Here is a 10117-nt window from a genome sequence, read left to right as displayed (position 1 = left end):
CGGCACCTCGCCTAGGCTCGGTGTGCCCTCACTCCGGCTTTGGAGCGTGGGCCGCCGCGATGGGCCATCCTTGGCCCAGCGCGGCTAACCCGGCGTCCTGCCGGGTTNNCAGCGTGGTTTAACGGGGCGCTTGAGATCAAAAGCCAGATCAAGGTCAAGATCAAGATCAACAGCAAATCAAAAGCCGAGTACTCCGTTCCTGATGCATGGAGATCCAAATGTGGGAGCGGGCTTGCTCGCGAAGACGGAGTGTCAGCCAACCAATTTGTCTCTGATACTCCGCTTTCGCGAGCAAGCCCGCTCCCACATTTTTTAACACTGCCCGCTGTAGGCCCTCTTCATCTTTTTATGGTCATTTATGGAAAAGTCAAAGTTTCGCAAACTCGGAATGCTCGCGGTGTTGGCGGTTGCCATTGGTCTTGTCGTGTACACGGTGCAAGCACCCGCCGATGCCCCGCAGTACCTCACCGCCACGGCTGAACGCGGTGATATTGAAAACGCGGTGTTAGCCACCGGCTTGCTTGAAGGTGTCAAGCAAGTTGACGTCGGCGCCCAGGTGTCCGGGCAGTTGAAGTCGCTCAAGGTCAAGGTCGGCGACAAGGTGAAAAAGGGCCAGTGGCTCGCCGAAATCGATCCGCTGATCCTGCAGAACACCCTGCGCAAAGCCCAGGTGGATGAGGAAAACCTGCAGGCCCAACGCCGGGCGACGGCGGCGCAGCTCAAGCAGGCCAAGTCCGTCTATGAACGCTACAAAGGTTTGCAGGTTGACGAGTCGGTTTCGCGTCAGGATTTCGAGGATGCCGAGTCCACCTTTCAGGTGCAGCAGGCCAACTTGTTGTCCTTGGACGCGCAAATCAAAAGCGCGCATATCCAGATCGACACCGCCAAGGTCAACCTGGCCTATACGCGCATCGTCGCGCCCATCGACGGCGATGTGGTCGGCATTGTCACCCAGGAAGGCCAGACCGTGATCGCCAGCCAGTTGGCGCCGGTGCTGCTCAAGCTGGCGGACCTGGACACCATGACCGTCAAGGCCCAGGTGTCTGAGGCGGATGTGATTCACATCAGCCCCGGCCAGCAGGTGTATTTCACCATCCTCGGCGAGGCCGACAAGCGTTACTACGCCAAGCTGCGCGGTACGGAGCCGGCGCCGCAGAACTTCCTTGAAACCCAGACCGCCGGCACGCCGAAGCAGAACACCGCGGTGTTCTACAACGCGTTGTTCGACGTGCCCAACCCCGACCATCGCCTGCGCATCGCCATGACCGCCCAGGTGCGTATTGTGCTCGACACCGCCCAGGCCGCGTTGATGGTGCCGGTGGCGGCACTTGGCGCGCGCAATGCCGATGGCAGCTATTCGCTGCGCGTGCTCGACGCCAAGGGCAAAGCCGTGTCGCGCACTGTGAAGACCGGGATTAACAACAACGTCAAAGTGCAGATTCTGGACGGCCTGGCCGAGGGCGATAAAGTCGTGATCGGTGACGCCACGCCTGCTGTGGCGGGGAGTTGAGCCATGACCCAACCCCTGTTGGAACTCAAGGGCATCACCCGCAGTTTCATGGCCGGCGAACGCGAATTCATTGCGCTCAAAGGCATCGACCTGACGATTCATGCCGGGGAAATGGTCGCGATTATCGGCGCTTCCGGCTCGGGTAAATCGACCCTGATGAACATCCTCGGCGGCCTGGATTACGCCACCGCCGGCAGCTACAAGATCAATGGCATCGAAACCCGCTCGCTGGGCGATGAACAGTTGGCGGAACTGCGCCGCGATTACTTCGGGTTTATCTTCCAGCGCTACCATTTGCTCGCGCACCTGAGTGCCTTGCACAACGTCGAAATGCCGGCGATCTATGCCGGTACGCCGGAGACTCAACGCCACAGCCGCGCGCGCGAGTTGCTCACGCGCCTGGGCCTGGCGGGGCACACGACTCATCGGCCGAGCCAGCTTTCCGGTGGCCAGCAGCAGCGTGTGAGTATTGCCCGTGCGTTGATGAACGGCGGTGAAGTGATCCTCGCCGACGAACCCACCGGCGCCCTCGACACCCACAGCGGCAAGGAGGTGATGCGCATCCTCGCCGAGCTGCACGCGGCCGGGCACACGGTGATTATCGTCACCCACGACCCCAAGGTGGCGGCGAATGCCCAGCGTATTGTCGAGGTGTGCGACGGCGAGATTGTCAGCGACAAGGCCAACGACAGCGTCGGCCTGGAGCTGCCCGGCGAGGCCCCGATAGAAACCCGACGCAGCGGCGCACGCCGGCTGGTGGCGAGCCTGGGGTTGTTCAAGGAAGCCTTCAACATGGCCTGGGTCGCGCTGATTTCCCATCGCATGCGCACCTTGCTGACCATGCTCGGGATTGTCATCGGCATCACCTCGGTGGTGTCGATCTCGGCCATCGGCGAGGGCGCCAAACGCTATGTGCTCAAGGACATCCAGGCGATCGGCAGCAACACCATCGATATCTTTTCCGGCACCAGCTTTGGTGACAGCCGCGCGTCAGCGATCGAGACGTTGATGCCCTCGGATGTGGAGGCGTTGAACCAGCTGTATTACGTCGACAGCGCCACGCCGGTGGTGGGTCGTAACCTGTTGCTGCGTTTTGGCAATATCGATCTGGATGCGCAGGTCAATGGCGTCAGCGACCGCTACTTCAAGGTCAAAGGGTTGAAGCTGGAGGCCGGGATCGCCTTCAGTGAAAGCGACGCGCGCCGCCAGGCCCAGGTGGTGGTGATCGACCACAACACCCGGCATCGCCTGTTCGGCCCGAATGTCGACCCGTTGGGCCAGGTGATCCTGGTGGGCAACTTGCCGTGCACGGTGATTGGCGTGACGGCCGACAACAAAAACATGTTCGCCGCCAGCAAGGCGCTGAACGTGTGGGTGCCTTACGAAACCGCTGCGGGGCGGCTTCTGGGCCAGCGTCATCTGGACAGCATCACGGTGCGCATCAAGGATGGCCAGCCGAGCAAGGTGGTGGAAGACAACGTCAATAAACTTATGCTGCAACGCCATGGCACCAAGGACTTCTTTACCAACAACCTCGACAGCATCATGCAGACGGTGCAGAAAACCAGCCGCTCCCTGGCACTGCTGTTGTCGCTGATTGCGGTGATTTCGTTGCTGGTGGGCGGCATTGGCGTGATGAATATCATGCTGGTGTCGGTGACCGAGCGTACCCGCGAAATTGGTATTCGCATGGCGGTGGGCGCACGGCAATCGGATATTCGCCAGCAGTTCCTGGTGGAGGCGGTGATGGTGTGTCTGATCGGCGGGATGATCGGGATCTCGCTGTCGTTCGCAATCGGTTATCTGTTTTCGTTGTTTGTGAAGGAGTGGGAGATGGTGTTCTCCCTGGGCTCGATCATCACCGCGTTCGCGTGCTCGACGATGATCGGCATTGTGTTTGGTTTTGTGCCGGCCAGGAATGCGGCGCGGTTGGACCCGATTGAGGCGTTGGCCAGGGACTGATTTGTCCCTGGCAACACCTATCAAATGTGGGAGCTGGCTTGCCTGCGATAGCGGTCTATCAGTGACAGCTGTGTCAGCTGACCCACCGCTATCGCAGGCAAGCCAGCTCCCACAGGGTTTGTGGTGATTTACAGGGGGCTGGCTGCGCCTTCATCCGTCGCATACATCCACCGCAACAACGAATGCCGCCCGCTGATCCCCAGCTTGATCGCCGCGCGCTTGAGGTAACTTTCGATGGTGTTGACCTTCAACGCCAGTTGCTCCGCCAGCTCCGGCGCAGTGCGCCCGGCCAGCAGGCCGACGCACACTTCAAGCTCACGCTTGGACAGGGTCAGCCCCGATTGCACCAGGCGTTCTTCGATGCGACGGCGCAGGGTTTCGAGGCCTTGGCTTTCCGGCACCAGCGGTTCGCTGTTCGGGTGGCACGGCTGGATCGCGGTGATGTGTTTTTCCACCATGGGCAGCAACAGCGTGGAGAAGTCCTGCAGCATGCTGCGTTCCTGCGCTGAAAAACTCTCGGAGTGGTGCGCGCGGTACACCGACAGCACGTAGCGCATGTCGTCCTTGCGGCGCGTGAGGTGCAGTTGCGCGGCGGGTTGCTCTTCACCTAAAGCCACCACCGAATCGGTGTAGACCGGGCTGATCAGGCGCCGGGTTTGGCCTTCGGCGCTCACCCGCAATTGGGTGATATGGGTGGCGTCCACTGCCAGTTGGGTGAGGATCAGGTCGTGCAGCATACGTGGGAAGTGGCGACTGCCGGTGCTGGCGATGACCTTGCCTATATGTGGGAACAGGTGTGAGTTCATCAATTCGTCCATGAGTTTCGAGTGTAGGTATCCAGCCTTATAGCGACGGGGTTTAAGAAGGTAACGTGTATGAATAACCTACAGTGATAGTGCTCCCGCCGAGACGTATGCTAGTACAGCATCGCGAGATGAGGGGGATCCAATCTGGAAAAAATCAGATTAAAAATGCATAAGGATGGTCGGACCTGTCCGACCATCCTGCGTGGGAAAGCATTACCTGGCGCGTAGGCCTTATTTTACGGCGTGCTCTTCTATCCTCGCCTGACGTGGCGCGGCGCGGGCGCATTTGGCCAGCGCCTGCTGCACATCCGCGAGCAGGTCGGCGATGTCCTCAAGCCCCACCGACAAACGCACCAGGCCTTCGCTGATACCGTGCTGCGCGCGCTCCTCTGGGGTGTAAGTGGAGTGAGTCATGCTGGCCGGGTGCTGGGCCAGTGATTCGGCATCGCCGAGGCTGACCGCGCGGGTGAACAGCTTCAGGGCATTCATGAAGCGCCGGCCCGTTTCAATCCCGCCCTTGAGCTCAAAGGCGATCATGCCGCCGGACTGCCTCATCTGCCGCGCCGCCAGTTCGTACTGTGGGAAAGAACGCAGGCCAGGGTAGGTCACCCATTGCACCATCGGGTGCGCCTGCAAGGCTTCGGCCACTGCCTGGGCATTGCTGCAATGGCGATCCATGCGCAGGGCCAGGGTCTTGAGGCCGCGCATCAGCAAGGATGCATCCTGGGGCGACATCACCGCACCGGTGAGGTCCTTGAGCCCTTGCAGACGGATGCGTTGCGCCAAGGCGTGGTTGCTCACGGCAATACCCGCGGTGATATCGCCATGGCCGCTGAGGTACTTGGTGGCCGAATGCACCACCACGTCAGCCCCCAGCTCCAGCGGCCGTTGCAGGTACGGCGTGCAATAGGTGTTGTCGACCACCACGGTGATGTTGGGTTGCGCGTGGGCGAGCTGGGCCACGGCGGCGATGTCCACCAGGCGCAGGTTGGGGTTGGCCGGTGTCTCGCAGTAGATCATGCGCGTGGCGGGCGACAGTGCCGCGCGCAAGGCGGCGAGGTCGGTGAGGTCGACATGGCGCACCTTAATGCCGAATTCGCCGATGCCGTGGTGCAACAGGGCGAAGGTGCAGCCGTAGAGGGTCTGGCTGACGATTACTTCGTCGCCTGGGCGCAACAGGGTCCAGAACGTCGCTGCAATGGCGCCCATGCCGGAGCTGAAGGCCACGGCCGCCTCGCCGTTTTCCAGGGTGGCCATGCGTGATTCGAGCAGGGCCAGGGTCGGGTTGGAAATACGTGTGTAGAAGTGCCCGCTGGCTTCACCGGCAAAGCAGGCGGCGCCGTATTCGGCTGTGGGGAACGCGAAAGTGGCGGACAAATAGATCGGCGGCACGAGGGCGCCGTGGTGGTCTTTGGGGTCATAGCCGTGATGGATGGCGCGGGTGGAAAAGCCGAATGTATTGTGTTTATTGTTCATGTCGGGCGCTCCTTATTTCCTACAATGCTATGCTCATAACTCAAGTAGAAATTTGCAAAATTTGCTGCCAAATCCCGCGCCAAGGGACGAAACATCCATAAAAATAATGAATAGAGGCAAGATATGCCCGTCAATTTGGATCGCACTGACAAGGCTCTTTTAAACGCGTTGCAAGGCAATGCCCGACTGACCGTGGCCGAGCTGGCTGATCGAGTTTCGTTGACGACGTCGCCGTGCTGGCGGCGAGTACGCAGCCTGGAAGAGAGCGGGGTGATCAGCGGCTACCAGGCGATCTTGTCACCCAAGGCGTTGGGGTATGGGGTGACGGCCTTTGTCAGCATCATGATGGAAAGCCATACCCAGGAGATTGCGCGGGCGTTTGAGCAGCGGCTGTTGGAGATTCCCGAGATTGTGGCGTGCCATAACGTATCGGGGCGCTATGACTTTTTGCTGGAGGTAGTGGCCAGGGACCTGGAGTCGTTTGGCGAGTTTGCCCGGGAGGTGTTGCAGACGTTGCCGTGCGTCAAGGAGATTTATTCGAGTTTTTCGTATAAGTCGGTGCGGCGGTTGCGGGTGATTCCGTTGCCGGGCTGATCCTCGTGCTGTCTGCTTTCCGCGCTGGCGGTCGCTCATACGTCATCCAACGTATTCCCCGTTTTACCTGGCTCCACGAGACTGGATTGAACGCATCCCGTCATCCGTCCAGGAGCCAGTCCATGACCGAAACGCTGATCAAAGTCGACCTCAACCAGCCCGTCACCGAGAACGAGCAGATCCATAACCGCTGGCACCCGGATATCCCCATGGCGTGCTGGGTGAAGCCCGGTGATGACTTCATCCTGGAAACCTACGACTGGACCGCCGGCGCGATCAAGAACAACGACGACGCCAGTGATGTGCGTGACGTCGACCTGTCCACCGTGCATTACCTGTCGGGCCCGGTGGGTGTGCACGGCGCCGAGCCGGGTGATTTGCTGGTGGTGGACTTGCTCGACATCGGTGCCAAGGCGGATTCGCAGTGGGGCTTCAACGGCTTCTTTTCGCGGCAGAACGGCGGCGGCTTTCTCACCGATCATTTCCCCAGCGCACAAAAAGCGATCTGGGATTTCAAGGGCATGTTCACCAGCTCGCGGCACATCCCGGGGGTTAACTTTGCCGGCCTGATCCACCCCGGCCTGATCGGCTGCCTGCCCGACCCGGTGATGCTCGCCGACTGGAACCGCCGCGAGCAGGAACTGATCGACACCAACCCCACCCGCGTACCGCCACTGGCCAACGCGCCACTGGCTGCCACCGCGCACATGGGCAAGCTCAAGGGCCAGGCCCGTGACGACGCCGCGGCCACCGGCGCACGCACGGTGCCGCCGCGTGAGCATGGCGGTAATTGCGATATCAAGGATTTGTCGCGTGGCTCGAAGATTTTCTTCCCGGTCTACGTCAACGGCGCCGGGCTGTCGGTGGGCGACCTGCACTTCAGCCAGGGCGACGGCGAAATCACCTTTTGCGGCGCTATCGAAATGGCCGGCTGGGTGCACATGAAAGTCGAGCTGATCAAGGGCGGCATGGCCAAGTACGGGATCAAGAACCCGGTGTTCAAACCCAGCCCGATCACGCCGAATTACAAGAACTACCTGATCTTCGAAGGCATTTCGGTGGACGAGCAGGGCCAGCAGCACTACCTGGACGTTAACGTTGCCTACCGCCAGGCCTGCTTGAATGCGATCAACTACCTGACCAAGTTTGGCTACTCGCCGGCCCAGGGTTATGCATTGCTCGGCTCGGCGCCGGTGCAGGGGCATATCAGCGGCGTGGTGGACATTCCGAATGCGTGCGCCACGTTGTGGCTGCCGACGGAAATCTTCGAGTTCGACATCAACCCCAATGCCAACGGCCCGACCAAATTCCTCGACGGCAGTATCGACCTGCCCATCGCCCCGGACCTGTAGCCATGCCGACCTACGAATACGCCTGTGCCACCTGCGGCACGTTCACCATGCTGCGCCCGATTGCCCAGCGCAACGAGCCCAGCCAATGCCCGTACTGCGAAGGGCCGGGCGGGCAGCTGATGGTCTCGGCCCCGGCGCTGCAAACGCTGTCGGCCAACCAGCGCAAGGCCATCGCCGGCAACGAGCGCAGCGCCCATGCGCCGCAAACGGTCGGCGAATACCAGCAAAGCCGCAAACATCCGGCGGGTTGCAGCTGCTGCGGCACCAGCAAGAAAGTTGAGCCGAGCAAGGCTAACCCCTTGGGCCTCAAGACCAGGACCGGGCCACGGCCGTGGATGATCAGTCACTAGACCAGGAGCATTGTCATGCGTCATGGCGACATTTCCAGCAGCCCGGACACCGTCGGTGTCGCGGTGGTGAACTACAAGATGCCGCGCCTGCACAGCAAGGCCGAGGTCATCGATAACGCGAAGAAGATCGCCGAGATCATCCTCGGCATGAAGCAGGGCCTGCCCGGCATGGACCTGGTGGTGTTCCCGGAATACAGCACCATGGGCATCATGTACGACCACGACGAGATGATGGCGACCGCCGCGAGCATTCCCGGCGACGAGACCGCAATCTTCTCGGCGGCGTGCCGCCAGGCGAACACCTGGGGCGTGTTCTCCCTGACCGGCGAGCGTCATGAGGAGCACCCGCACAAGGCGCCTTACAACACGTTGGTGCTGATCAATAACCTCGGCGAAATCGTGCAGCGTTACCGCAAGTGCATTCCCTGGTGCCCCATCGAAGGCTGGTATCCGGGGGATCGCACTTATGTGTGTGAAGGGCCCAAGGGCATGAAGATCAGCCTGATCATCTGCGACGACGGTAACTACCCGGAAATCTGGCGCGACTGCGCGATGAAGGGCGCCGAGTTGATCGTGCGCTGCCAGGGCTATATGTACCCGGCCAAGGAGCAGCAGGTGCAGATGTCCAAGAGCATGGCCTGGGCGAATAACTGCTATGTGGCGGTGGCGAATGCGGCGGGCTTCGATGGGGTGTATTCGTACTTCGGCCACTCGGCGATCATCGGTTTCGACGGGCGCACCTTGGGCGAGTGTGGCGAGGAGGAGATGGGCATTCAGTACGCCCAGCTCTCGGTTTCGCAGATTCGCGATGCGCGGGCCAATGACCAGTCGCAGAACCACCTGTTCAAGTTGCTGCACCGTGGCTACACCGGCATGCACGCCTCGGGTGATGGCGACAAGGGCGTGGCCGACTGCCCGTTTGAGTTCTATCGCACCTGGGTGCTGGATGCGCAAAAAGCCCAGGAAAACGTCGAGAAAATCACCCGCAACACCGTGGGTGTCGCCGAGTGCCCGGTGGGGCAACTGCCCCATGGCGGTAAAGAAAGAACGGTGGAGTAGGGCATGCGTTTTACCTTCGAACCGGCGCAGGTGATGGCGTTGCTGCGTAGCCGAATCGTGGGGCAGGAGGCCGCGCTGGCGCAGGTGGAAGGCTTGCTCAACGTGGTCAAGGCCGACATCGGTGAGCGCGACCGACCGCTGAGCGTCAACCTGTTCATGGGCCCGACCGGTGTGGGCAAGACCGAAGTGGTGCGCCTGCTGGCCCAAGCGCTGCATGGTCGCGCCGACGGGTTTTGCCGTATCGACATGCACACCTTGGCCCAGGAGCATTACGCCGCCGCGCTGACCGGCGCGCCGCCGGGGTATGTGGGCAGCAAAGAGGGCATCAGCCTGTTCAATAGCGAGTTGATCCAGGGCACTTACAGTCGCCCCGGCATCGTGTTGTTCGATGAACTGGAAAAAGCCAGCCAGGAAGTGGTGCGCAGCCTGCTGGGCATTCTGGAAAACGGCCAACTGACCTTGGCAGGTGGCGCGCGCACCTTGGACTTTCGCAACAGCCTGATCTTCATGACCAGCAATATCGGCGCGCAACAGGCGCGTCGGCATCGCCAACGCTTTGCCCACGGCTGGCGCCGGCTGCTGCGTGTGTTTGTGCGGGATGAGGCGGCGGTGTTGGAAGAGGCGTTGCACCGTCATTTCGAGCCGGAGTTTCTCAATCGCATCGACCGCATCTTGCTGTTCGATCCCATCGATAGCCACTGGCTGGAGGCGTTGCTGGAGGTTGAGCTGGGCAAGCTCAATCAACGCCTGGCGGCGCAGCAACGCTGGCTGAGTGTGGATGAGCCGGCGAGGGCGTGGTTGTGTCGCCAACACGATGCACGCTTCGGCGCACGGGCGTTGGGCCGACGCCTGCGGGTGGAACTGGAGCCGGCAATTGCTGAATGTGTGCTGCGCGACCCAACGGTGCAGGGCATGCAGGTCGCGATGCGTGGCGAGCATTTGGACGTTTCACGACAATAGCCTTGCATGCTGGGAAATTACCGCTAATATGATCCGGGTAAAACAAAT

At 61.0% G+C, this 10117-nt stretch carries 9 protein-coding genes; 7 read left to right on the top strand and 2 right to left on the bottom strand.

The genetic code is table 11. The features are described from left to right. Positions 1 to 358 precede the first annotated feature (358 nt). A complete protein-coding gene (gene macA / locus HX783_RS01755) occupies positions 359 to 1510 on the top strand; it encodes a macrolide transporter subunit MacA (protein WP_177015726.1) in 1152 nt (383 codons plus the stop codon). A gap of 3 nt (positions 1511 to 1513) precedes the next feature. Beyond that, complete coding sequence (locus tag HX783_RS01750) at positions 1514 to 3472, top strand: MacB family efflux pump subunit (RefSeq protein ID WP_177015725.1); 1959 nt, start codon at positions 1514 to 1516, stop codon at positions 3470 to 3472. A gap of 128 nt (positions 3473 to 3600) precedes the next feature. On the opposite strand, the gene HX783_RS01745 is transcribed toward HX783_RS01750, so the two are convergent. Both HX783_RS01745 and HX783_RS01740 read right to left on the bottom strand, forming a co-directional pair. Beyond that, positions 3601 to 4278 (bottom strand): helix-turn-helix transcriptional regulator, encoded by a 678-nt coding sequence (locus HX783_RS01745; RefSeq protein ID WP_177015724.1) that lies wholly within the window; start codon positions 4276 to 4278, stop codon positions 3601 to 3603. Between the two features lie 231 nt (positions 4279 to 4509). Then, a complete protein-coding gene (locus HX783_RS01740) occupies positions 4510 to 5754 on the bottom strand; it encodes a methionine gamma-lyase (protein WP_159955860.1) in 1245 nt (414 codons plus the stop codon). Positions 5755 to 5877: 123 nt separating this feature from the next. Here HX783_RS01740 and HX783_RS01735 point away from each other — a divergent pair, with 123 nt between their 5' ends. The 5 genes from HX783_RS01735 to HX783_RS01715 all read left to right on the top strand — a co-directional run bounded on the left by HX783_RS01735 (position 5878) and on the right by HX783_RS01715 (position 10069). Then, on the top strand, positions 5878 to 6348 hold the full coding sequence (locus HX783_RS01735; protein WP_177015723.1) for an Lrp/AsnC family transcriptional regulator: 471 nt from the start codon (positions 5878 to 5880) through the stop codon (positions 6346 to 6348). 122 nt (positions 6349 to 6470) lie between these two features. Continuing rightward, a complete protein-coding gene (gene fmdA / locus HX783_RS01730; RefSeq protein ID WP_138815133.1) occupies positions 6471 to 7700 on the top strand; it encodes a formamidase in 1230 nt (409 codons plus the stop codon). A gap of 2 nt (positions 7701 to 7702) precedes the next feature. Further along, complete coding sequence (locus tag HX783_RS01725) at positions 7703 to 8050, top strand: FmdB family zinc ribbon protein (RefSeq protein ID WP_177015722.1); 348 nt, start codon at positions 7703 to 7705, stop codon at positions 8048 to 8050. Positions 8051 to 8065: 15 nt separating this feature from the next. Then, positions 8066 to 9109 (top strand): aliphatic amidase, encoded by a 1044-nt coding sequence (locus HX783_RS01720; protein ID WP_177015721.1) that lies wholly within the window; start codon positions 8066 to 8068, stop codon positions 9107 to 9109. A 3-nt stretch (positions 9110 to 9112) separates the two neighbouring features. Further along, positions 9113 to 10069 carry an AAA family ATPase gene (locus tag HX783_RS01715; protein ID WP_177015720.1) on the top strand — a complete coding sequence of 319 codons (957 nt, stop codon included), beginning with the start codon at positions 9113 to 9115 and terminating at the stop codon, positions 10067 to 10069. Positions 10070 to 10117: the final 48 nt, after the last annotated feature.

Source organism: Pseudomonas sp. D2002 (assembly GCF_013385735.1).
Taxonomy (GTDB): domain Bacteria; phylum Pseudomonadota; class Gammaproteobacteria; order Pseudomonadales; family Pseudomonadaceae; genus Aquipseudomonas.
The sequence above is the reverse complement of the archived record's forward strand: the minus strand, read 5'-3'. Positions and strand labels throughout refer to the sequence as shown.